This is a genomic window from Georgenia halophila (assembly GCF_039541595.1).
Genome location: NZ_BAABGN010000013.1, coordinates 137628 through 159340, shown reverse-complemented (window position 1 = coordinate 159340; position 21713 = coordinate 137628). Strand labels below are relative to the sequence as shown.

General features: G+C 70.9%; 20 protein-coding genes and 1 pseudogene. 9 read left to right on the top strand and 12 right to left on the bottom strand.

Going from position 1 to position 21713, the window contains the following annotated elements:
* Window positions 1-42: 42 nt before the first annotated feature.
* Both ABD907_RS16875 and ABD907_RS16870 read right to left on the bottom strand, forming a co-directional pair.
* A pseudogene (locus ABD907_RS16875) lies at window positions 43-2491 on the bottom strand (ATP-binding cassette domain-containing protein).
* Between the two features lie 64 nt (window positions 2492-2555).
* Complete coding sequence (locus ABD907_RS16870) at window positions 2556-3326, bottom strand: LLM class F420-dependent oxidoreductase (RefSeq protein ID WP_345217669.1); 771 nt, start codon at window positions 3324-3326, stop codon at window positions 2556-2558.
* 131 nt (window positions 3327-3457) lie between these two features.
* On the opposite strand from ABD907_RS16870, the gene ABD907_RS16865 reads away from it, so the two are divergent.
* From ABD907_RS16865 to ABD907_RS16855, 3 genes are read left to right on the top strand one after another with little or no spacing between them, the layout of a single operon-like run.
* Window positions 3458-3937, top strand: coding sequence for a hypothetical protein (locus ABD907_RS16865; protein WP_345217667.1), 480 nt, complete (start codon window positions 3458-3460; stop codon window positions 3935-3937).
* The gene (locus ABD907_RS16860; RefSeq protein WP_345217665.1) at window positions 3867-5621 is read left to right on the top strand and encodes a sensor histidine kinase; all 1755 of its coding nucleotides are present in this window, start codon (window positions 3867-3869) and stop codon (window positions 5619-5621) included. Before ABD907_RS16865 ends, ABD907_RS16860 begins: the two co-directional genes overlap by 71 nt.
* On the top strand, window positions 5618-6286 hold the full coding sequence (locus tag ABD907_RS16855) for a response regulator transcription factor (RefSeq protein WP_345217662.1): 669 nt from the start codon (window positions 5618-5620) through the stop codon (window positions 6284-6286). The genes ABD907_RS16860 and ABD907_RS16855 overlap by 4 nt, the downstream gene beginning before the upstream one ends.
* A 25-nt stretch (window positions 6287-6311) precedes the next feature.
* On the opposite strand, the gene ABD907_RS16850 is transcribed toward ABD907_RS16855, so the two are convergent.
* The 4 genes from ABD907_RS16850 to soxR form a co-directional block, all read right to left on the bottom strand.
* Window positions 6312-7145 carry an SDR family oxidoreductase gene (locus ABD907_RS16850; protein ID WP_345217660.1) on the bottom strand — a complete coding sequence of 278 codons (834 nt, stop codon included), beginning with the start codon at window positions 7143-7145 and terminating at the stop codon, window positions 6312-6314.
* Complete coding sequence (locus ABD907_RS16845; RefSeq protein ID WP_345217658.1) at window positions 7142-7420, bottom strand: hypothetical protein; 279 nt, start codon at window positions 7418-7420, stop codon at window positions 7142-7144. The genes ABD907_RS16850 and ABD907_RS16845 overlap by 4 nt, the downstream gene beginning before the upstream one ends.
* A gap of 49 nt (window positions 7421-7469) precedes the next feature.
* Entirely contained in the window at window positions 7470-7805 is a 336-nt protein-coding gene (locus ABD907_RS16840; RefSeq protein ID WP_345217655.1) for a DUF3140 domain-containing protein, read from the bottom strand.
* 77 nt (window positions 7806-7882) lie between these two features.
* The gene (gene soxR / locus ABD907_RS16835; protein WP_345217653.1) at window positions 7883-8353 is read right to left on the bottom strand and encodes a redox-sensitive transcriptional activator SoxR; all 471 of its coding nucleotides are present in this window, start codon (window positions 8351-8353) and stop codon (window positions 7883-7885) included.
* A gap of 88 nt (window positions 8354-8441) precedes the next feature.
* On the opposite strand from soxR, the gene ABD907_RS16830 reads away from it, so the two are divergent.
* Entirely contained in the window at window positions 8442-9440 is a 999-nt protein-coding gene (locus tag ABD907_RS16830; RefSeq protein ID WP_345217651.1) for an alcohol dehydrogenase catalytic domain-containing protein, read from the top strand.
* A gap of 48 nt (window positions 9441-9488) precedes the next feature.
* On the opposite strand, the gene ABD907_RS16825 is transcribed toward ABD907_RS16830, so the two are convergent.
* The gene (locus tag ABD907_RS16825) at window positions 9489-9923 is read right to left on the bottom strand and encodes a VOC family protein (protein WP_345217649.1); all 435 of its coding nucleotides are present in this window, start codon (window positions 9921-9923) and stop codon (window positions 9489-9491) included.
* Between the two features lie 356 nt (window positions 9924-10279).
* Between ABD907_RS16825 and ABD907_RS16820 the strand changes: the two genes are divergently transcribed.
* From ABD907_RS16820 to ABD907_RS16805, 4 genes are all read left to right on the top strand, one after another.
* Entirely contained in the window at window positions 10280-12130 is a 1851-nt protein-coding gene (locus ABD907_RS16820; protein WP_486334126.1) for a glycoside hydrolase family 3 N-terminal domain-containing protein, read from the top strand.
* 185 nt (window positions 12131-12315) lie between these two features.
* Window positions 12316-13647 (top strand): exo-beta-N-acetylmuramidase NamZ family protein, encoded by a 1332-nt coding sequence (locus tag ABD907_RS16815; protein WP_345217645.1) that lies wholly within the window; start codon window positions 12316-12318, stop codon window positions 13645-13647.
* Window positions 13648-13763: 116 nt separating this feature from the next.
* A complete protein-coding gene (locus tag ABD907_RS16810) occupies window positions 13764-14435 on the top strand; it encodes a DsbA family oxidoreductase (RefSeq protein ID WP_345217643.1) in 672 nt (223 codons plus the stop codon).
* A 237-nt stretch (window positions 14436-14672) separates the two neighbouring features.
* A complete protein-coding gene (locus tag ABD907_RS16805; protein WP_345217641.1) occupies window positions 14673-15353 on the top strand; it encodes a hypothetical protein in 681 nt (226 codons plus the stop codon).
* A 12-nt stretch (window positions 15354-15365) separates the two neighbouring features.
* Here the strand turns inward: ABD907_RS16805 and ABD907_RS16800 are convergent, their stop codons facing one another.
* From ABD907_RS16800 to ABD907_RS16790, 3 genes are all read right to left on the bottom strand, one after another.
* Window positions 15366-15785 carry a VOC family protein gene (locus ABD907_RS16800; RefSeq protein ID WP_345217637.1) on the bottom strand — a complete coding sequence of 140 codons (420 nt, stop codon included), beginning with the start codon at window positions 15783-15785 and terminating at the stop codon, window positions 15366-15368.
* Window positions 15786-15844: 59 nt separating this feature from the next.
* Window positions 15845-18382 (bottom strand): polysaccharide lyase family 8 super-sandwich domain-containing protein, encoded by a 2538-nt coding sequence (locus tag ABD907_RS16795; RefSeq protein ID WP_345217634.1) that lies wholly within the window; start codon window positions 18380-18382, stop codon window positions 15845-15847.
* A 143-nt stretch (window positions 18383-18525) separates the two neighbouring features.
* Window positions 18526-18822 carry a UBP-type zinc finger domain-containing protein gene (locus tag ABD907_RS16790; RefSeq protein ID WP_345217632.1) on the bottom strand — a complete coding sequence of 99 codons (297 nt, stop codon included), beginning with the start codon at window positions 18820-18822 and terminating at the stop codon, window positions 18526-18528.
* A gap of 173 nt (window positions 18823-18995) precedes the next feature.
* Between ABD907_RS16790 and ABD907_RS16785 the strand changes: the two genes are divergently transcribed.
* Window positions 18996-19778, top strand: a complete 783-nt coding sequence (locus tag ABD907_RS16785) for a maleylpyruvate isomerase family mycothiol-dependent enzyme (protein WP_345217630.1) — start codon at window positions 18996-18998, stop codon at window positions 19776-19778.
* A 10-nt stretch (window positions 19779-19788) separates the two neighbouring features.
* On the opposite strand, the gene ABD907_RS16780 is transcribed toward ABD907_RS16785, so the two are convergent.
* Together ABD907_RS16780 and ABD907_RS16775 are read right to left on the bottom strand one after the other, a co-directional pair.
* Entirely contained in the window at window positions 19789-21153 is a 1365-nt protein-coding gene (locus ABD907_RS16780) for a hypothetical protein (RefSeq protein WP_345217628.1), read from the bottom strand.
* A 56-nt stretch (window positions 21154-21209) separates the two neighbouring features.
* Complete coding sequence (locus ABD907_RS16775; RefSeq protein WP_425555800.1) at window positions 21210-21695, bottom strand: rRNA adenine N-6-methyltransferase family protein; 486 nt, start codon at window positions 21693-21695, stop codon at window positions 21210-21212.
* Window positions 21696-21713 lie beyond the last annotated feature (18 nt).

Sequence of the window (21713 nt, the reverse complement as noted above, 5' to 3'; positions counted from 1 at the left end):
CTCGTTGCCGCTCAGGGGCACGGAGGGCCGCCGGTGCCCGGCTCAGCTCGCGGCGTACTCGGCGAGGTGCCGGCCGGTGAGGGTGGCGCCGTCGGCGACGAGATCGGCGGGCGTACCGGTGAAGACGATCTCGCCACCCTCGTGACCGGCGCCCGGTCCCAGATCGATGATCCAGTCGGCGTGCGCCATCACCGCCTGGTGGTGCTCGACGACGACCACCGTGGCGCCACCGTCGACGAGCCGGTCGAGCAGCGCCAGCAGGTTGTCGACGTCGGCCAGGTGCAGGCCCGTCGTCGGCTCGTCCAGGACATAGACCTTGCCCTTGCCCCCATCTGGGTGGCGAGCTTCAGCCGTTGGCGCTCCCCGCCCGAGAGGGTGTTCAGGGGCTGGCCCAGCCCCAGGTAGCCGAGCCCGACGTCGGAGAGCCGCCCGAGGATGGCGCGAGCCTTCCCCATGCCCATGCCCATGCCGACGCCGCCGGCCGAGAAGAACTCCCGCGCCTGCTCGACCGACATGCTCAGCACTTCGTGGATGTTCTTGCCGGCAAGCCGGTAGCCGAGGACCTCCCTGGTGTAGCGGCGGCCGTCGCACATCTCGCACACGGTGGCGACGCCCATCATCATCGCGAGGTCGGTGTACACCAGGCCGATGCCGTTGCAGTTGGGGCAGGCGCCCGCGGAGTTGGCGCTGAACAGAGCAGGTTTGACGCCGTTGGCCTTCGCGAACGCTGACCGGATCGGGTCGAGGAGGCCCGTATAGGTCGAGGGATTCGAGCGACGTGAGCCCCGGATCGCCGACTGGTCGACGACGGTCACGCCCTCGTGCTCGGGCAGGTAGCCATGGATGAGCGAGGACTTGCCCGAGCCCGCCACACCGGTGACGACCGTCAGGACGCCGAGCGGGATGTCGGCTGCGTCGTCCTTGAGGTTGTGGAGCGTGGCTCCCCTGATCGGCAGGTGTCCCACCGGCGTGCGAGGCGTCTGCCGAAGCCGTGCCCGGTGGCTGAGGTGCTCGCCCGTGAGCGTTCCGGAGGCGTGCAGACCCGGGACGCCGCCCTCGAAGCACACATGTCCGCCCGCCGTCCCGGCGCCCGGCCCGAGGTCGACCACGTGGTCGGCGATCTCGATGACCTCCGGTTTGTGCTCGACGACGAGCACGGTGTTCCCCTTGTCCCGCAGCCGCAGGAGAAGGCGATTCATCCGGCGGATGTCGTGCGGGTGCAGGCCCACGGTGGGCTCGTCGAAGACATACGTCACGTCGGTGAGGGACGAGCCCAGGTGACGCACCATCTTGACGCGCTGCGCCTCGCCGCCGGACAGGGTCCCGGACTCGCGGTCGAGGCTCAGGTAGCCGAGTCCGATCTCGACGAGACTGCCGAGCGTCCCCCTGAGGTTGGTCAGCAGGGGCGCGACCGAGCTCTCCTCTATCTGGCTGACGAACTCGGCCAGGTCCGAGATCTCCATGGCGGCGCACTCGGCGATGTTGCGGCCGGCGATCTTCGACGACAGCGCAACTTCGTTCAGCCGGGTCCCGCGGCAGTCGGGGCAGGTCATGAACTTCACCGCCCGGTCGACGAACGCCCGGATGTGACTCTGCATCGCCTCGCGGTCCTTCGAGAGGTAGGTGCGCCGGACCTTGGGGATCAGGCCTTCGTAGGTGACGTTGTGCCCGCCGACCCTCACCTTCGTCTGCGGGTGGTGAAGGAAGTAGTCCCACTGTTCGTCGGTCCAGTCCCGGAGCTTGATGTCCGGGTCGACGACGTCCGGAGCGATCATCGTGTTCCAGTACCAGGTACCGACACCGAACTGCGGAACCGTGATCGCTCCCTCGTTGAGGCTCAGATTCCGGTCGACGAGCTCGTCGACGTCGATGTCCGAGACCCGACCGAGTCCCTCGCACGTGGGGCACATGCCGCCGCTCTGCTCGATGCTCGTGGTCCGCGACTCGCCGTCGTAGTACTCGGGGTCGCCGGTGGTCGGGCCCCCCGGGGGTGTCGCCGGTGGTCGGGCCCCCCGGGGGTGTTGAAAGAGAAGGCCGTCGACGGACCGATGTACGGGTCACCCAGACGGCTGAACAGGATCCGCAGCATCGTGTAGGCGTCGGTGGCAGTACCTACCGTGGAGCGGGCGTTGGCACCGAGGCGCTCCTGGTCGAGCACGATCGCGGCGCTGAGGCCGCCGAGGTGGTCGACGTCCGGGCGGCTGACCGCCGGCATGAAGGACTGGACGAACGCCGTGTACGTCTCGTTGATGAGGCGCTGGGACTCGGCCGCGATGGTGCCGAACACGAGGGATGACTTCCCCGATCCAGAGACGCCGGTGAAGACCGTGAGGCGGCGTTTGTGGAGGTCGAGGGAGACGTCCGCCAGGTTGTTCTCCCTGGCGCCGCGCACCTCGATGGTGTCGTGCGTGTCGGCCGGGTGTCGGTGGTCGCCGTCGGCAGGCTTCTCGAGATCGGTTGTGTGCGGCGAGGCCGGCGAAGAGGTAGGCATGAACTCGACGCTAAGGCCCTATGCGGTCAGCTCCTGACCTCATAGGGGACCTCGACCGGTCGAGTCAGCGCGCGTCGCGCCAGGCGATCCACTTCGTCAGCAGGTCGAGGTCGTAGTCCGGCCCGCCGATGCCGACCGTGAAGAGGGTGGCGCCTGCCGCGACGAGGTCGTCGCCGATCTCCTCCGGCGGCTTGCCGACACCGACCGACCGCTCGATGTCGTCGGGGTCGCGGCCGACATCGGCGCAGTGCCGGTCCAGGACCGCGCTCTTGTGCTTCAGCGTCTCGACGTCCGCGAAGCCGTGCCAGATGTTGGCGTGCTGCGCGGCGTAACGCAGCGTCTTCTTCTCGCCGCCGCCGCCGATCAGCACCGGGATGTCACGGGCCGGTGCCGGGTTCAGTCGCGCCCAGCGCGACTCGATCCGCGGCAGGGCCTCGGAAAGCGCCTCCAGCCGGCTGCCGGCCGTGCCGAACTCGTAGCCGTACTCGTCGTAGTCCTTCTCGAACCAGCCGGCACCGATGCCGAGGATCAGACGTCCGCCGCTGATGTGGTCGACGGTCCGCGCCATGTCTGCCAGGAGCTCGGGGTTGCGGTAGCTGTTGCAGGTCACCAGGGCGCCGATCTCCACGCGGCTGGTGGCCTCGGCCCAGGCGCCGAGCATGGTCCAGCACTCGAAGTGCTTGCCCTCCGGCTCGCCGGAGAGCGGGAAGAAGTGGTCCCAGTTGAAGGCGATGTCCACCCCGGCCTCCTCGGCCCGTGAGACGGCATCACGGATCTGGGCATACTCCGCGTGCTGGGGCTTGATCTGGACTCCGATACGGATGGGTCGACTCATGAGAGCGACCTTAGAGCCGGTCCCGACGTCGCCGCGAGGGATGCTCGCCGAGCGGTCCCGAACGCAACGGATGAGGACTTCTTCATGTTTGCTTCATGCGCGGATCATCGCGTCGGTGCAGGCTTGTGGCCATGAGCTGGTTGAGGCGTGTGCTGCTGGTGGTCGCCATCCTGGCGGTCCCGGTGGGTCTGACCGTCGCCAGCCAGGCGCTCAGCGGCCAGGCCGACGACCCGAGCGTCGGTGACGACACGATCGACCTCGAGATCCCCGCCACCCCTCCCTCGGCGGAGCCGACGCCCACCGCGTCACCGTCCACCGAACCGCCGTCGTCGCCGTCCCCCGACCCGTCGCCCAGCCCCTCACCCTCCGGGGGCGACGGGAACGACGGCTCGGGCTCCGGCGGATCCGGAGACACCTCCGGGTCCGGCGGTTCAGGCGGATCCGACGGTTCAGGCGGGTCGGACAGCGGCGATTCGACGCCGCGGACGGTGCCCGTGGACCCGAACCCGCCAGCTGTCGACCGGACGCCCGACGACGACGATGATGATGGCGACCGGGATGACGACGGCGGGGACGACGATGACGGTGGCGATGACGACGGCGATGACTAGCCGCCGCCCGGCGGCCGCTGCGTCGTCGTCGGGCTCGACGCCGTCCGCCACGGCGGATCGCTCGCAAGAGACTGGGGGCGGCGGCCAGGAGCACGGTAGGCAGGAGCACAGTGCCGAGCCCGATCCCCCGTCGGTAGAGCCGGCAGCGTCACGGGGCTCGCGGATCCCCGCTCGCTGGCGGATCGCCGGTTGGATCGTCCTGACCACCGGGTTCACGCTCCTCGTGCTGATCCTCGTCATGCGCTCGTTGCTCATCAACGACGTCGAGACCGCGGCCAACGTCGCGATCGAGCAGGAGGCCGATGAGTTCAGGACCTTTGCCCGGGAGGGTGTGGACCCGCGTACCGGTGAGCCGTTCGAGAGCGTCGCCGAGCTGCTCGAGCTCTACCTCTCGCGTCAGCACCCGGACCAGGGCGAGGTGCTGATCGGCGTCGGTGGGGACGAGATCCTCGTCTCGGACAACAGCCGGCTCACCACAGAGTCCGGCGAGGAGTACCACCTCGCCTCGGACACCGCGACCCTCGACCGGATCCTCGACTCCCCCGACAGCGGCGGCGTCCTGACGGGCGAGCAGGGGCAGCTCCGCTGGGGCAAGATCACCATCAACACCCAGGGCGAACCCGGCGTGTTCGTCGTGGCGGAGTTCGTCGAGAACAGCATGGAGGCCAACGACCGCATCATCCGCATGACCGTGCTCGTCGCGCTCGGCGGCCTGCTCCTCACCGCCGGGATCAGCTACCTGGTGGCGGGCCGGATCCTCGCACCGGTGCGCTCGATCGGCCGCGCCGCCGCCGAGATCTCCGAGTCGGACCTCAGCGTCCGGGTCCCGGTGCGCACCCGCGACGACCTCGGTGAGCTGGCCCAGTCGTTCAACAACATGCTCGACCGGATCGAGGACGCCCACACGGCCCAGCGCCGCTTCGTCGACGACGCCAGCCACGAGCTGCGCACACCCATCACGGTGATCCGCGGCCACCTCGAGCTCCTGGGCGAGGATCCCGGCGAGCGCGCCGCGACCCTCGCCGTCGTCGACCGGGAGCTGGGCCGGATGTCGCGGATCGTCACGGACCTGCTCATGCTCGCCAAGGCCGAGCGTCCCGACTTCGTGGTCAGGGAGGAGACGGACCTGGCCAAGATGATGCTGGACGTCGAGTCGACGCTCCAGGCCCTGGACGATCGCCCGTGGCTGCTCATGGAGGTCGCCGAGGGCCGGGCCGCGGTGGACGCGCAGCGCCTGACCCAGGTGATGGTCCAGTACGCCACCAACGCGGTCCAGTACAGTCCGCCGGGCACTCCCGTGCGATTCGGCTCGACGGTCGTTCCCGACGACGACGCGGGCGCGGGCGGCCCGGTCGGTGGGCTGCTGCGGCTGTGGATGTCGGACGCCGGACGCGGCATCGACGAGAAGGACATGCCGCGCGTCTTCGACCGGTTCAACCGCGCCGGCGCGGGCTCCGCGCACGAGCCGGGCGTCGGGCTCGGGCTGTCGATCGTCCGGGCCATCGCCGACGCGCACGGCGGACGGGCCTGGGTCGAGTCCGCCGTCGGCGAGGGGTCCACCTTCGGCATCGACGTCCCGGTCCCGCTCGACCGGACGGCGGTCGCGACGTCCGACGAGCACGCAGCCGTGAGCCCGCAGCGGGCGGCGCTGCGCGTGCGCCGCCACGGAAGGGAGCCTCGATGAGCCGCATCCTCATCGCCGAGGACGACGGCGGCATCGTCTCGTTCGTCCAGAAGGGCCTGCGGGCAGCGGGCTACAGCACCGTCGTCTCCGAGGACGGCCAGACCGCACTGATGATGGCTCGGGTCGGTGAGTTCGACCTGATCATCCTCGACGTCGGCCTGCCCGTCATGGACGGCTTCACCGTGTTGCAGCGGCTCCGCGAGGAGGGGGTGACCACGCCGATCATCGTGCTGACGGCGCGGGACAGCGTCACCGACCGCGTCCACGGCCTCGAGGGCGGGGCCAACGACTACATGACCAAGCCGTTCCAGTTCGCGGAGCTGTTGGCACGCGTCCGGCTGCGGCTGCAGGACCAGCCGACCACCACGGCGAGCGTCCTGCGAGCTGCCGGCATGACCCTCGACCTGCGCACCCGGCAGGTCGAGGTGGACGGGAGATCGGTGGACCTGTCCGGCCGGGAGTTCTCACTGCTCGAGGTCTTCATGCGGCACGAGAACCAGATCTTGTCCCGCGAGCAGATCCTCGGGCACGTGTGGGGCTACGACTTCGACCCGGCCTCGAACGTGGTCGACGTCTATGTCCGCGCCCTGCGCGGCAAGATCGGCTCCGAACGGGTCCAGACCATGCGCGGCTCCGGCTATCGCCTGGCGGCCGCCCGCGCCTGATCGCGCCTGATCGCGCCGAAGCACCTCAGGGACGGCGCCAGTCGTCCGACGTCAGGTGCGAGCCGGCCATCGGCCCCATGGTCAGCATGCCCCCGTCGACCGCCCAGGACGCACCCGTGACGTAGCCCGAGTCGGGGCCGCACAGGAAGGCCACGGTGGCCGCGATCTCGCGGGCGTCGCCGGGGCGCGCGACCGGGATGCCGGGTCGGTACTTGTCTTCCAGGACCGACTCGTCCTCCTGTCCGGTCATGGGGGTGGCGATCTCACCCGGCGCGACGGCGTTGACGGTGATCCCGTGCTCGGCCAGCTCGATGGCGGCGACCTTGACCAGCAGCCCGAGCCCGCCCTTCGCGGCGCAGTACGGGCCTGCCCCGACCCGAGGGGCGTGCTCGTGGACGGAGGTGATCGCGACGACGCGCCCGCCCCGCCCGGCAGAGACCATGTGCCTCGCCGCCGCCTGCAGGCAGCAGAACGCGCCGTCGAGGTCGACGGAGACGACGTCGCGCCAGTCCGCGTAGTCCATCTCGAGCAGGAGGGTCGAGCTGCCGGTCCCCGAGCACATGACGAGCGTGTCCACGCCGCCCATGAGATCGGCGACCTCATCGACCAGCGCGGTCCCGCTCGGCGGATCGGTCAGGTCGAGGTGCCGGACGTGCGCCGTGGCGCCGGCGGCGCGGACCTCCTTCGCCGTCTGCTCGGCACCACGCCGGTCGTGGTGCCAGGTGACGACGATCTGGCGGCCCCGCGCAGCCAGCTGGACCGCGGTGGCCTTGCCGATGCCGGAGTCGGCCCCGGTGATGACGATGCGGTTCGGCTCGAACGCGGCTGCGCCGTTGGTGGGTTCGGGCTGGGCGCTCACCGCGAGACCAGTTTGTGGAACGTGCTGTCACTGCCGTCGGCCTTCTCCTGCTGGTACAGCAACGCCAGGTTCTCCTGGTCGAACTTGGCGAACCACTCGTCCCAGCCGATGTGGTCGAGCTGGTCGGTGCCCGCGCCACCCGGGAAGTCGATGCGCAGCACACCGGCTCCCTCGGCGTTCTCGGTGCCGCTGACGCTGGCGGGCCGGCCGCCGTGGGCTTCGACCCAGCGGCGGATCTCGTCGTGGTCGGTGGTCGTCGTAGTCTCCGAAGCCATGGTCGGCTGCCTCCTCGATGAACGGACGGGTCGGGTCTGGTCTGGCGGGTCAGGTAGGTCTGAGCGGGTCGTGCCCGATGGACATCAGCCGATGCCGCCAGGCGGCGTCACCGGCCGTGGGCTCGAGGTCGTCGCCACGCTCGGCGCGGACCTCCTCGACGACGGAACGCATGGTTGCGACGTCACCCTCGGTCAGGTCGGTGCGGCGCTTGCCGAGGACCTCGAGCACGTCACGCGAGCGATCGCTGCCGGCCTGGTCGGGAAACCCTTCGGTGCCCTCCCCCGCCTCGTCGGTGGTGAGCCACTCGCGGAGCTCGGCGGAGGTCATGTTCACCAGCTGGTGGAACTCTTGCCAGAGCTCGTCGTCGACGGCAGAGTCGGCCATGCTCTTCTCCTCGGGTCGGGTGCTGTGCCCGCTCCGACGGTAAAGCGGTCCCTGTGGCTCCGCACGCCGGACGATCGTCAGGGCTCGATGCCGTCCACCAGGAGTTTGCGCGGGCCGGGACCGGAGGCGGCCATCTCGTCGCGGGCGTTGGTCAGGGCGCATCTGCGCAGGGACAGGCAGCCGCACCCGATGCAGTCGGTGAGGTCGTCCCGCAGCCGCTGGAGCTGCTCGATGCGGGCGTCGAGGTCGGCCTGCCAGCCCTTGGACAGGCGGCGCCAGTCCTTCGCGTCCGGAGTCCGATCCCCCGGCAGCGTCGCGAGAGCCTCGCCGATCCGCGCCAGGGGGATGCCGACGCGCTGCGAGACCCGGATGAACGCCACCCGCCGCAAGGTCGCCCGGTGGTACCGGCGCTGGTTGCCGGGGGTCCGGCGGCTGCTGATCAGGCCCTGGCGCTCGTAGAAGTGCAGTGCCGAGACCGCGACGCCGCTGCGGGCGGCCAGCTCACCGACGGTGAGTTCCTCGTGGTCCCACGGGACCGCTTCGGACATGTGTGCCACCTTTCTCCGTCCGGCACCCCTCGCTGTGCCGACCTACCGGACTTGACCTGAAGTTAGGTTCAGGTTCCAGGCTAGCGGCATGGACGCCATCCGACACCACTCCTACGGACCGCCGGAGACGCTCGTACTCGAGCAGATCCCCGAACCGACACCCGGCGCAGGCCAGGTCCTGATCGCCGCGACCGCGCACGGCGTGCACCTGATGGACACCTCGCTGCGCCGCGGCGAGGCCAGCGGGCCTCTCGAGGCGCCCGAGCTGCCCGCCGTGCCCGGGCGTGAGGTCGCCGGCACGGTCGTCGCGGTCGGCCCGGAAGTCGATCCGGCCTGGGTCGGCACGCGCGTGGCGGCCCACCTCGGTGCGACGCCGGACGGCGGCGGCTACGCCCGACGGGTCCGCGCACCGGCGAGCGCCCTGCACCTCGTCCCCGACGGTCTCGACGAGGCGGACGCGATCGCCATGATCGGCACCGGTCGGATGGCCCTGCACACACTCGAGATCGCGAGGCTGAGCGGCGACGACGTGCTGGTGGTGACGGCGGCCGCGGGCGGTCTCGGCTCCCTGTTCGTACAAGCCGGCCTCGCCGCCGGCGCGCGGGTGCTCGCACTCGCCGGCGGACCCGAGAAGGTCGAGCTGGTGCGCGGTCTCGGGCCGGCCGAGTCGCTGGTGGTGCTCGACTACCGCGCCCAAGGCTGGCCGGCGGAGGCGCTGGCCGTCCTGCGGACGCTAGGCGGCCCCGCCACGGTGGTGCTCGACGGTGTCGGAGGAGACCTCGGGACGGCGGCGGCCCGCCTGCTCGGACCCGGTGGCCGCCTGGTCGTGCACGGATGGTCCTCCGGGCACCCCAACCGCCTCGCCGACCCGGACGACGGCGGCACGAGCGAGATCGAGGTCCGGTACGCCGTCGGGCCTGGAGCGCCGGCACCGGCGGACCTGCGCGGCTACCAGGAGGAGGCCCTGGCACGCGCCGCCACCGGCTCCTGGCGAGTTCTGACGCACCGGGTGCCGTTCGCCGAGGCGGCCAGGGCCCACCGCGAACTCGAAGAGCGACGCACGACGGGCAAGGTGGTGCTCGTATAGCCGACCGAGCGCCGAAGCCTCTCACCGTCGCGCGCTAAGTCCAAGCACTCAGTCCAGGCAGAACTCGTTGCCATCGGGATCCTGCATGACGATGTGCCCGGCATCGAGCCCGCCTGGCTCGAAGCGCTTCACCCGCGTGGCCCCGAGCTCCACCAGCTCGGCCGCCCGTGCCTCGAACGCGGCCATGCGCTCCTCGCCCTCGAGCCCGACGGCGGATCGTACGTCGAGGTGCAGACGGTTCTTGGCCACCTTCTGCTCCGGGACCTTCTGGAAGAACAGCCTGGGCCCGCGGCCCTCCGGGTCGACGAGCGCCGACTTGTCGTTGCGGCGCTCTTCGGGGACGCCCCAAGCCTCCAGCGCCTCGTCCCAGCTGGCGAACCCCGCCGGTGGGTCGTCGAGCTTGTAGCCGAGAACCTCGGCCCAGAAAGTGGCGAGCGCGCCGGGGTCGGTGGCATCAAAGGTCAGCTGCACTGGTGCTGTCATGTCTCCTCCTCGTGTCGGAACGAGCCAATCACGCACCACCGACATGGCGGCCGAACGGCGCCGTGCGGACTCGCGCCCGCCGAACAAGCCCTGGGTGCGCATCCCGGCGCGCATTCGACCACTCAGGGCTTGCTCGGCGTGAAAATGCTTTTCATCGTGATTTGCGGCGACGTGCAAATCGTTGACAGCGGGCCGGGTCGGTCATAACGTGCTGGACGTCAGGCGCGGCCGAGCAACGACGCCCCGGCAGGCACGGTCGGGTGAGGACGCCCGCCGTCGCCGAGACCCACGCGCCTCGGACGATAGGAGGACCCGTGAGGCAATCACGACCACAGCGCCTCGTCCGCGCGACGACGTTGGCGGCGGCCGCCGGCCTGCTGGTCGCCGGCACCGTGCCGGCGCAGGCGAGCACCGGCACGACGGCGGCCGTCGGCGCCGTCGACAGCGACGTCGAGGCGATCATCGACTCGATGACGCTGGACGAGAAGATCGGCCAGATGACATGGACCCACGTCTACGGCTCGTCCGCGCAGGACACCTCGATGGCCGCGAGCAACCAGGCCCGGTACGGCGTCGACACCCCGGCGCAGGTCGTCGAGAAGTACGACCTCGGCGGAGTGCTCTACTTCGCATGGTCGGGCAATACCAATGACCCGGAGCAGGTGACCGACCTGTCCAACGGACTGCAGGACGCAGCCCTCGGCGAGGACGGACCCGGTGTCCCGCTCGCCGTGACCATCGACCAGGAGGGCGGGCTCGTCGCCCGGATCGGGCCGCCCGCGACGCAGCTGCCCGGCAACATGGCCCTCGGTGCCACCTTCGACACCGACCTCGCCCGCGCCCAGGGCGAGATCCTCGGCTCGGAGATGCGAGCGATGGGCATCAACGTCGACTTCGCGCCCGTCCTGGACGTCAACACCAATCCCGCCAACCCGGTCATCGGGATCCGGTCGATGGGGGCGGACCCGGAGGCGGTCAGCGAGCTCGGCGTCGCGCAGATCGAGGGGATGCAGGAGCACATCGCCGCGACGGCGAAGCACTTCCCCGGCCACGGCGACACCGAGACCGACTCGCACTTCGGCCTGCCCGTCGTCACCTACGACCGGCAGACGCTCGAGCAGCACCTCCGTCCCTTCCAGGCGGCGATCGACGCCGGCGTCGACATGATCATGACGGCCCACATCATCGTCGAGGCGATCGACCCGTCGCTGCCCGGCACCCTCTCCCCCGCCGTCCTGACGGGCCTGCTGCGAGAGGACATGGGCTTCGACGGCATCATCACCACCGACGCGCTCGACATGGACGCGCTCGCCTCGAACTGGAGCCAGGAGGAGATCGCCGTCATGGCGATCCAGGCCGGCTCCGACATCCTGCTGAACTCCCCCGACGTCGACGCCTCCATCGCCGGCGTCAAGCAGGCCGTCGCGGACGGCACGATCACCGAGGACCGTCTCGACGAGTCCGTGCGCCGCATCCTCGAGTGGAAGGCCGAGCGAGGCGTCCTCGACGACCCGTACGCCGACCCGGCCCGGGTCGACACCATCGTCGGCAACCCCGAGCACCTGGAGACCGCCGCGACGATCGCAGACGAGTCGATGACTCTGCTGCGGAACGAGGACCGCACTCTTCCGCTGGACCCGGGCGAGGACACCGTGCTCGTCGTCGGCTCCGGGTCCGCGTGGCCCGAGCGGCTCGGGCCGATGCTCGCCGACCGCGGGTTCGACGTGGTCGAGGAGTACGAGAACGGCCGCTCACCGTCGGACGCCTACCGGGCGCGGGCGGTGGAGGCGGCGTCGGACGACGCCGTGGACGCCGTCGTCTTCACCTCGTACAACGCGAGCGGCAACGCCGCCCAGGAGCAGATGGTCGACGAGCTCGCCGCGACCGGGAAGCCGGTGGTCGTCGTCTCGGCGCGCAACCCGTACGACATCAACGTCTTCCCGGACGCCGACGCCGTGCTGGCCAGCTACGGCTGGAACGTCGTCAACTATGCGGCGGTCGTCCGCGCTCTCGCGGGCGACATCGACCCTTCCGGCGAGGTGCCCGTCGCCATCCCGACGGCGGACGGCACCGAGACGCTCCTGCCGCTCGGGTACGGCAAGAGCTACCCAGGTCGGCCCGGCCACGCCGGACCGCCCGACCACGCCGGACCGCCTGACCACGCCGGACCGCCTGACCACGCCGGACCGCCCGACCACGCCGGCTGACCACGTCGACCACCGCTGACTGCTGAATCCTGCGGCCGGTGCTGATGTCTTGAACGTCAGCACCGGCGGGGATCGTCAGCAGTCGGCGGGGCCGCACCGCAGCCCGTGCCCCTCCCGCGGGCGTCCTTGAGCACGACGGCCCTCTCGGGCCGCGCACACCCGGAAGTTCACCAAGGGAGACAGACATGAGAATCCGCAAACGCACCGCGGCCGTCGGAGCCGCGCTCGCCCTCGTCGTCGCCGCCTCGTCGGCGTCCGCGCAGGGTGGACGGCCGGACACCCCGCCCGGCCAGGACCGCCCGCTCGAGCTCGGCGTCGAAGTCCTGCTCTCCGAGCGGCTCGGCCTCCTCGAGGGTCAGCGCGTGGGTGTGATCACCAACCCCACCGGCGTCACCAGCGACCTGACCCACACCGTCGACGCGCTCATCGCCGGCGAGGAGGCCGGCGGGTACGACGTCACCGCGCTGTACGGCCCGGAGCACGGCGTCCGCGGCGGCGTGCCCGCGGGTGAGTACGTGGAGAGCTACACGGACGAGCGCACGGGCCTGCCGGTGTACTCCCTGTACGGCGAGACCCGGAAGCCGTCGCCGGAGATGCTCGAGGGCGTCGACGTCCTCGTCTTCGACATCCAGGACATCGGCGCGCGGTACTACACCTACATCTGGACGATGTACTACGCGATGCAGGCAGCCGCCGAGAACGGCAAGGAGTTCGTCGTCCTGGACCGGCCGAACCCCCTCGGCGACCGCATGGACGGACCGGTGCTCGAGTATCCCGAGCTCAGCTCCTTCGTCGGCCTCCGGGAGATCCCGCTGCAGCACGGCATGACCGTCGGTGAGCTCGCGCAGCTGTTCAACGGCGAGTTCCTCGAGTCCCCGGTGGACCTCGAGGTCGTCGAGATGGCCGGGTACGAACCAGACGAGATCGTCACGGACTGGGACCTGCCGTGGGTGCTGCCCTCGCCGAACATCCCCACCCGCGAGACGGCGCTGGTCTACCCCGGCATCGGTCTCGTGGAGTCGATCAACGTCTCCGAGGGACGCGGCACGACCAAGCCGTTCCACTGGTTCGGCGCGCCGTTCATCGACGAGACCGAGTCCTACGCTCTGGCCGAGGACCTCAACTCCCGTGGTCTGGAGGGCGTGACCTTCCGGCCGGCGTCCGCCACGCCGTCGTCGAGCAAGCACGCCGGGGAGTTCTCGGGCGGCATCGAGGTCCACGTCACCGACGCGGCGACCTACGAGCCGGTGCCCGTGGGGCTGCACGTCCTCGACGCGCTCTTCAGCAACATCGACGAGGTCGACTGGCGCGAGGGCGAGAACTGCCGCACCGCGGACGACAGGTGCTGGATCGACCTGCTGTCCGGGACCAAGGACGTGCGCGCGCAGCTCGAGGCGGGCGTCGACCCCGATGAGATCGTCGCCGGATGGGACGAGGAGCTGGCGGCGTTCGCCGACCGGGCCGAGCCCTACCGGCTCTACGGCGACGACCACCCGGGCCGAGGTCGAGGTCACTGACCCGACCAGCATCCGCCGTTGAGAGGGAGAATCCGGTTGCTGAGAGCGACCAGATTCTCCCTCTCACGACCCGGACGGGCCGGAATGACGGCGGTGCGGCCGGGGTTGTGGCGGACATGAGCGAACCGATCTCCGTCCAGGTGTGGTCCGACATCGCGTGCCCGTGGTGCTACGTCGGGAAGCGGCGCTTCGAGAAGGGCGTCGAGAGCTTCGGCGGGGACGTCACGCTCGAGTACCGCTCCTTCGAGCTGGCCCCCGACACCCCGGTGGACTTCGAGGGTTCGGAGGTGGACTTCCTCGCCGGCCACAAGGGCATGCCGCGCGACCAGGTGCTCCAGATGCTCGAGCAGATGACGACGCTGGCGGCCGCCGAGGGCCTCGCGTACGACTTCGACGCGATCCGGCACACCAAGACGCTCAAGGCGCACGAGGTGCTGCACCTGGCCAAGGCGCGCGGCGTGCAGCTCGACGTCGTCGAGAAGCTGTTCTCGGCGTACTTCGCGGAGGGGCGGCACGTCGGACGCGACAAGGATCTCGCCGAGCTCGGCGCCCAGGCCGGCCTCGATGCCGAGGAGGTGCGCACCGCACTGGCCGAAGGCACCTACACGGAGGCCGTCCAGCAGGACATCGCCCAGGCGCGTGCCTACGGCATCACCGGGGTGCCGTTCTTCGTCATCGACGGCCGGTACGGCGTCTCCGGCGCACAGTCCCCCGAGGTCTTCGCGCAGGCACTCGCCCAGGTCGCGAACGAGAGGGCCGGGACGACGGCGGAGGAAGCCGTCCGGTGAGCGAGGCCTCCACTCCCAGGACCGGATACCCGGACGGCATCGCCGCGCCGAAGAGCGCCGTCAACCGGACGAACCTGCGGGAACTGACCGCTGTGCCCGGCCTCGAGAGGTTTGGTGCCGACGCCGTCGGGTACTGCGGCCCGGAAGGATGCGTCGTGCCGGACACAGAGACGACGAGCGCAGAGGTACGGGGCGCTAGCCTCGGACAAGGGTGATGCCGACGGAGGGAAGCCCGCGATGGTCGAGCGCTGGGAGTCCTTCCACGAGGGCGGCCACAAGATCGGCGGCCTGTGGCGGCTGTCCGAGGAGAACGACCTGTTTACCCGGATCGGGTTCTCCGCGGACGGGGCGATCGTCTGTGCCGAGTCCGTGATCACGTTCACCGGCGACGGCAGGACGTGGGTGTCGTCGACCTACCGCGAGGAACCTGGCGGGGTGCACGTCAACGTCGTGCGCGAGGAGGCCGGCCTCGGCGAGGACACGATCCCGACCTACGGCGAGCACATGCTGGTCCTCGACATGATCGCCACCGGCGACGACCGCCGGCACGTCACCCGCCTCATGGACTCCGAGCCCAACGACGCGGAGACCGTCTCGTTGACGTGGGCCGGGCCGGCACGGTCCGACCTTCCCGAGGGGCCGGGCGAGGCCCGACGCCTGGACGTGCGCGCCGGCGCGAGGCGCGTGGGCTCGTACTGGGTGGTCGACGACGAGATCGTCAAGAGCGACTGGGGCGGCGCCGAGTCCTACCCCGGCACCGCGGACGATGTCATCGACGGCCTTGATCCCGCCGTCGCCGCGTTCCTCGTCGACGGCTTTGACCCGGGGTTCCGGGACATCCGGGTGGCCGACGGCGCAGCCGCAACCGGTTTCCTCGCCCCGTGGGTCCTCGACGGCCCGGACGGGGACGCCGGCTGAGCCCCTGGCACCTCAGGCGCCGGGAACCAGCTTCTCGGTGAGCTCGCCCGGTGCCCAGGCGATCTCCCATCTGTAGCCGTCCGGGTCGCCGAAGTAGCCGCTGTAGCCGCCCCAGACCCGGTCGACCGCCTCGGACACCGGGTCGGCGCCGGCCCGCCGGGCGGTCTGCAGCACGGCGTCGACCTCTTCCCGGGACGCGAGATTGTGGGCGAGTGTGATCGGTACGAGACCTTCGCCGCGCCGGATCGGCCCGACCTCCTCCTCGAACTCGGTCTCGTCCCACAGCGAGAGCACGATGTGCTCTCCCACCAGGAGCATGAGCACGCCGGGTGCCTCGACCTCGGGGCGCCAGCCGAGGCCGTCGACGTAGAAGCGGCGGGTGGCGGACAGGTCGCGGACGGCGAGGGTCACGAGGGAGAGTCGTTGGTCCATGGGCGCCAGCCTGGCACGCCGCACCGACACCACGCCGGAACTGGGTGCGCCGACGCGGCTCAGCGCAACGTCGCGGTGACGGTGCGCCCGTAGGCCTGGCGGGTGTCGGCGGTGATCTCCGTGCCACCAGGAACACGCCGGATCGTCACCGCACCGTCGGCCGACTCGAGCTCCAGCGGCCGCCCCCGGACGGTGACGGTGACCGTGTCCCGCTCCATCGTCGGATCGCTGATGGCGATCTCCCGGTCTCGCCCCCGTGCCCGCGTCAGGACCGATGCCGGACCGTCCACGACGAGCCGTTCCGCCTGGTGCGGCCCGCCGGCGAAGGCGTTGAGCGCGACCAGACCGAGCCTGGCGTGCTTGACGGCCTGCAGCTGCGGGGTGTTCGCCAGCACGCTCAGCGCCCCGGGGTAGGCGGACAGCTGCTGCTCGTCGGCGTGGGGGACGAGGGCGTAGGCGAGCGAGGCCGGGCCACGATCGGCGGGGTGCTCGACGGTGAGGCCGAACACGTCCTTGGTGACGTCGGTGTCGGGGTTGCGGCTACGGATCACCCGGCGACTGCGGGTCACTCGCTCGAGGCCGACCTCGACCTCCTGGTCGTCCAGGAGCACGTAGCCGACGGCGACCTCGTCGGTGCGGTTCTCCCAGCGCAACCACGCGAGCCGGCCGGTACCCGTACCGGCCCAGGCCGCGCCGTCGCGTCCCGCCCCGGTGAGGCGCACGCCGTCGGACGGTGCCGAGATGCGGCTGTCGATCGTCGTGACGGCCGCCCGTCCCGACCCACCCTCGATGCCGGCGGCGAGGACCACGATCTCGTCGTCGAGCAGGAACCACGACTTGGTTCCGCGGGCGTTCTGGTAGACGACGAAGTCGTCCGGCAGGATGCCCGCCTGCTTGTCGACGTACGCGGCGTCGTCGGACAGCACCATGGCGGCGGCACCGTAGGCACCCAGCGTGGCGCCGCCGGAGATCTGGTTCGTCCCGCGCGGGAAATAGACGTAGGTGTTCTGGGACTCGGACGAGGACGTGAATCCGAGCGGGTGGTCGGGATTCTCGTACCAGTCCTGCCCGTACAGCTCGGGCACCGTCCGCCGCTCCTCCACCGGTGCCGTGACGCCGGCGAGCCGGTAGGGCGAGACGGTCGTGTAGTGGTCGACACCGAACGCACGCGTCTGGTTCTGGCCCGTGAGGTACAGGTAGTGGGCGCCGTCGCCCTGGAACCAGGGCACCAGGTTCTCGCCGCTCATGTACTCGTACCTGCTGATGCGCTCGGAGCTACGCGCAAGGGCGAACGCGTACCCGGGGCGGCGGTGGACGGTGCGGTCCATGGCGTTGAACGCCACGCTGCGGGCCGGCGGGTTGAGGTCCGCCTCCTCGATCGAGCCGTCCGCGACGATGTCCGCGTAGCGGGCGATGCTCAGCGGAGAGGCGAACGCCTCGGGCTCGAGCGACTCGGGCGAGGACGTGCGGATGTGCTTGACGTAGCCCTGGAGCGCGCGGGCGGCGTCCGGGTCGGTGTAGGCGCTGAGGTCGACGATCGCCTCGACCACGGCGCGCACGTCCGCGTAGCCGGTGCGCTGGCGGGAGACGGCGCGGCCCTTGACGACCTCCATCATCCAGCCCTCGACGATCAACGGGGCGAACCCGTTCTCGACCCAGCCGGTCACCACGGCGACCAGGTCGGTGAGGTCGCCGCCGCCGGTCGTGGCGCCGTCGAGCATCGTGACGGTCTGCACGATGCGGCCCAGCAGGACGCGGCCGTAGGAGCCCGTGTAGGCGACCGAGTGGTGCTGGATGAACGAGCCGTCGGCGTAGTAGCCGTCGGTGACGCCGTGGTCGAGGTGGTACGGGTCGATGGTGTCGTAGACGGTGGCCTGGTCGGCGATCGCCTTGGTGATGCGGGCGTCGTCGTCGAGCAGGGCGCCCTGCAGGATCCGGTTGGTCGTGATATCGGCGAGGTTGGCGCCGGTGTGGAACCGCGAGTCGAGGTCGACGTCGCCGTCGACGCCGTTGCGCAGGTATGCGTCCAGCGTGGCGACGTAGTCGGCGACGAGATCCGCAGCTGGCTCCTCCGAGGTGCCGGCGAGGAGGGCGAGGGTCCGGGTGGCGTGGGTCGGGATGCCGATCTCCCACGCGTACCAGTTGCCGTAGTAACCGGCGCCCTGGTCGGCCAGGTGGTGCTCGTGCAGCCAGGCGAGGGCGTCGACGACGAGGCCCTGCGTCGCGGCGTCGTCGACGAGGTCGGAGTCCGTGCCCGGGGTCCGGGTGGCCAGGGCGATCTGTGCAAGGTACTGGAACGAGCGCTGCAGGTTGGCCTCGTCGGACCCCAGGGGCAGTCCGGCGAAGAGCTCACCGTCCCCGGCGGTCTCCATCGCGGCGAGCCGGTCGCGGGCCGCGTCCTGGATCGCGTCGATCTTTTCTGCCACCTGGAGCCGCGTGTTCGACTCCGCGGTGCCGGCGAGCATGCCGACCGTGTTGGCCAGGATCCGCGACCCCTCGGCGGTCTCCGCGGCGGCCAGGGCCCGCATCGGCATGCCCACGGTGAGCAGGCCGGCAGCCGGGATCATGGACAGCACGCTTCGTCGGGTGAGTTCCATCGGTTTCCGTTCCTCGACATCTTTGTCGGAGCCGATTGAACCACGTTCGGCGCGGAGCCTGCCATCACGTCCGGCCGGCCCGGACCGGTTCGCGGCTCCCTGCCGGGCGCTACCTGTGCCCAGCCGCTACGCCGACGTCGTCGTCAGGCGTGGGTGGGGGCCGGCGGGGCTCCCGAGAGTTCGAAGAGCAGGTCGTCCGGGTAGCAGTAGAACCAGCTCTCCCCCGGCTCGTACGAGCGGATGACAGGATGCCCGGTGTCCATGACGTGGGTCCGGGCGTGACGGCCGGGCGAGGAGTCGCAGCACCCGATGTGGCCGCAGCGCTGGCAGGCCCGCAGGTGCACCCACTGTCCGCCGCCGGCGAGACACTCCTCGCACCCTTCCGCGTCCGGGTCGACCGAGTCGTAGTCGATCTGATCGAGATGGGTGCACAGGGTCATTGCCTTATCTCCTCGCACACGACCCCACATCGTCAAGCCCCTGGACATCGAACGTTGGACAGTCGTTCACTTTCGCACCGGAGGTTCACTCACGTCACCGTGCGCGTGGGTCGCGGGCCTGTCATTGCCGTTCCTCGGCGTGCGATGCTTGCGCCAGAACGGAAGGAGCCAGTGTGATTGTTACACCCCGCCTCGACGAGAAGATCCTGGTCGACAAGGCGGTGCGCGACTCCGCCGTCGCCCTCCGAACGGTCCTCGAGGCCATGGAACGTCTGGACGCCGACGCTCTGGCGCGGCCGTCGAGGCTGCCGGCGTGGAGCCGGGGCCACGTCCTCGCGCACATCGACGGCGCCGGCAACGCCGCGGCGCGGCAGGCCGAGGCGGCCGCTCGTGGCGAGCTCGTCGACTTCTACGACGGTGGTCGCGCGGGCCGGAACGCGGCCATCCATGCGGCCGCCGGCCGCACCGTCGAGGAACACACCGAGGCCCTGTGCCGGCTGGCCACCCGGCTCGACGACGCATGGCCCGGGGCCGGCTCACCGGTGTGGGACGCGCCCACCTCCTACCGCGACGGCCCGCTGTCCGGTGTCGCCCTGCTGTGGTGGCGAGAGACGCGGATCCACCTCGTCGACCTGCAGGTCACGGTCGGCCCCGGCTCCTGGGACGACGACTTGTGCCTGCACCTGCTCGACTTCCTCCAGCCTCGTCTGGACAGCGCCGGGCACGTGGAGCTCGTCGCCGACGACACCCCGGTGCGGTGGTCGGTCAACGACGACGCCGCGACCCAGAGCGCTCCGGTGGTCGTACAGGCTGCACTCCGGGACCTCGTGGCCTGGCTGGCCGGTCGCGAGCCCGAGGTGATGCCGGTGGCCGTCCGCGCCGACGAGCCCCACGAGCTTCCCGAGCTGGGTCCGTGGCCCTCGCTCGCCGCCGCACCGCAGGACAGCGGGCGCTGACGCCGATCCCTCAGCGGAGCAGCGCCACCGTTCCGTCCCCGAGAGCGACCACGGCCTCGGGCCCGTCGAGCAGGTACGCGTCCGTCGGCACCACGCCGAATTCCGGGTAGAGCGTGCTCGCCCGTGTCCCGTCCGGCTGCCACAGCGTGACCGCGGCGAGGTCGGCACCGCCGGCCCACCTCTGCCACCGGTCGGGCGAGTCCTCCGTCACGATTCCGTCCGCCCCGACGGCGAGCACGCCGCGCAACGTGGTGGACGACGGCGTAGCGGTCCAGGTGTGCTCCCACACACGATCGCCGGTCGCGGCGTCGTGGACGACAAGACCGTCCTGCGTCCCCGTCACGAACCACCGGTGACCCTGATCCAGCGGGAAGTACGCGCCGACGGAGAGGGTGTCCGGGGCAGAAACCGGAAGTTCCTGGGCGGCGCCGGACCTGAGGTCCAGGGCGATGACGCGCGCGCCGGCGTACGGGGACTCGCTGATGCTCGACGTCTTCGGAAGATCCGCGGCGACGTAGGCGTAGCCGCCGGCCGCGGATACGACCTGGCAGTTCTGCGGCTGGTCGATGTCGCCCCAGTCGACGCGGGTCTGCTCTCGCCCGCGCAGAACCCGCAGGTTGCACTCGGCGGTCTCCGTCACGACCGCCTCCCGCCCGACGACGACGCCGCCACCCGGCCCCGTCTCCACGGTCGCCACCACGGAACCGTCCGCGGTGGAGACCAGGGTGCGGACATCGCTGTCGAAGAGCTCGTCGGCGAGCACGCGGACCTCCGCAACCATGCTGTCCGCCATGAGGTGACCCGGCCGCCGGACCTGCGCCGCTGAGCGCGACCAGGCTTCCTCCCCGGTCCGACTGTCCAGACCCACCAGCGTCCCCGTCCGCCATTCGAAGACGACGACGATGCCGCCGCCGGGGTCGAGACCGACCACCTTGCGGCCCCGGTCCAGCTCGTGCCGCCACCGCCACCCACCGTCGAGCCCGAGGACCCCCGTCATCGAGTACCCGGCGCTGAATGACCCGGAGACGAGGACACCACCGTCGACGAAGGCCAAGGCGGAGCTGCCATGAGTCTGCAGCGCCTGGTCGTTGATGCCGGAGACGTCGTGGGCGGCGACGGGTCGGCCGTCGGAACGGGACAGCACCGTGTAGCCGGTTTCCGTCTGGAGGAGGATCCGCTCCTCGTCCGAATCGACGACACCGAGGACTCCGTCGACGTCCGTCGCCCAGACGGGATCGTCGTCGAAGTGCTGCCGCGCCCAGATGGCCGCAGCCACGAGCGCGACGACGAGGAGCACCGCGACCACGGCCACCCCTACCCGTGCCTTCTCTCCGCGACCGGCGGGCTCGGCGCCCACCCACCCCTCATCGCTCATGATTCGACCCTATGCAGGGCCGCGGCACGCGCGTGCCGGTTCCGGCCTCGCCGACGTCAGCACCGCCGCGGCCGTCGGCGCAGCACGAGGACGGCGCTGTCGTTGCGCGGCGGCGGCCGGAACGCGGACGCCGGCACGTGTCGGCCGAGCTGCGCCGTGAACCCGCGCGGGGGGTCGGCCAGGTACCGGTTCACCTGCCAGCGCGGCAGCACGAGGTCCCCGCGCATCAGAGCGCTCCCCCGGCCGGTGAGCCGCCGGACCAGGGCCGCGGCGACGTCGTACGGCGGGTTGGCGACGACCCGATAGGCGCGCCGCGGCAACGGTATGCGCAGCACGTCACCCTCGACGACCGTGACCCCGTCGGGGACGCGGCCCCGCAGCTGGGCGGCGCGCCCGGCGTGCAGCTCGACCGCGACCACGTGAGCCCCCAGCGCCGCGAGCGGAAGGGTCAGCGCACCTCGTCCCGCCCCCAGGTCAAGGACGAGATCGTCCGATCCGGCTCCGGCGGACGCGACGATCCGCCGGGCCCAACCAGGGCTCAGCTCATGCGCTCCCCATCG

Coding starts and splice junctions, on each gene's coding strand:
- ABD907_RS16810 (WP_345217643.1), top strand. CDS start 13,764: ATGAGCGAACCGATCTCCGTCCAGGTGTGGTCCGACATCGCGTGCCCG.
- ABD907_RS16790 (WP_345217632.1), bottom strand. CDS start 18,822: ATGACCCTGTGCACCCATCTCGATCAGATCGACTACGACTCGGTCGAC.
- ABD907_RS16800 (WP_345217637.1), bottom strand. CDS start 15,785: ATGGACCAACGACTCTCCCTCGTGACCCTCGCCGTCCGCGACCTGTCC.
- ABD907_RS16865 (WP_345217667.1), top strand. CDS start 3,458: ATGAGCTGGTTGAGGCGTGTGCTGCTGGTGGTCGCCATCCTGGCGGTC.
- soxR (WP_345217653.1), bottom strand. CDS start 8,353: ATGTCCGAAGCGGTCCCGTGGGACCACGAGGAACTCACCGTCGGTGAG.
- ABD907_RS16815 (WP_345217645.1), top strand. CDS start 12,316: ATGAGAATCCGCAAACGCACCGCGGCCGTCGGAGCCGCGCTCGCCCTC.
- ABD907_RS16870 (WP_345217669.1), bottom strand. CDS start 3,326: ATGAGTCGACCCATCCGTATCGGAGTCCAGATCAAGCCCCAGCACGCG.
- ABD907_RS16805 (WP_345217641.1), top strand. CDS start 14,673: ATGGTCGAGCGCTGGGAGTCCTTCCACGAGGGCGGCCACAAGATCGGC.
- ABD907_RS16825 (WP_345217649.1), bottom strand. CDS start 9,923: ATGACAGCACCAGTGCAGCTGACCTTTGATGCCACCGACCCCGGCGCG.
- ABD907_RS16780 (WP_345217628.1), bottom strand. CDS start 21,153: ATGAGCGATGAGGGGTGGGTGGGCGCCGAGCCCGCCGGTCGCGGAGAG.
- ABD907_RS16840 (WP_345217655.1), bottom strand. CDS start 7,805: ATGGCCGACTCTGCCGTCGACGACGAGCTCTGGCAAGAGTTCCACCAG.
- ABD907_RS16845 (WP_345217658.1), bottom strand. CDS start 7,420: ATGGCTTCGGAGACTACGACGACCACCGACCACGACGAGATCCGCCGC.
- ABD907_RS16860 (WP_345217665.1), top strand. CDS start 3,867: ATGATGATGGCGACCGGGATGACGACGGCGGGGACGACGATGACGGTG.
- ABD907_RS16830 (WP_345217651.1), top strand. CDS start 8,442: ATGGACGCCATCCGACACCACTCCTACGGACCGCCGGAGACGCTCGTA.
- ABD907_RS16795 (WP_345217634.1), bottom strand. CDS start 18,382: ATGGAACTCACCCGACGAAGCGTGCTGTCCATGATCCCGGCTGCCGGC.
- ABD907_RS16855 (WP_345217662.1), top strand. CDS start 5,618: ATGAGCCGCATCCTCATCGCCGAGGACGACGGCGGCATCGTCTCGTTC.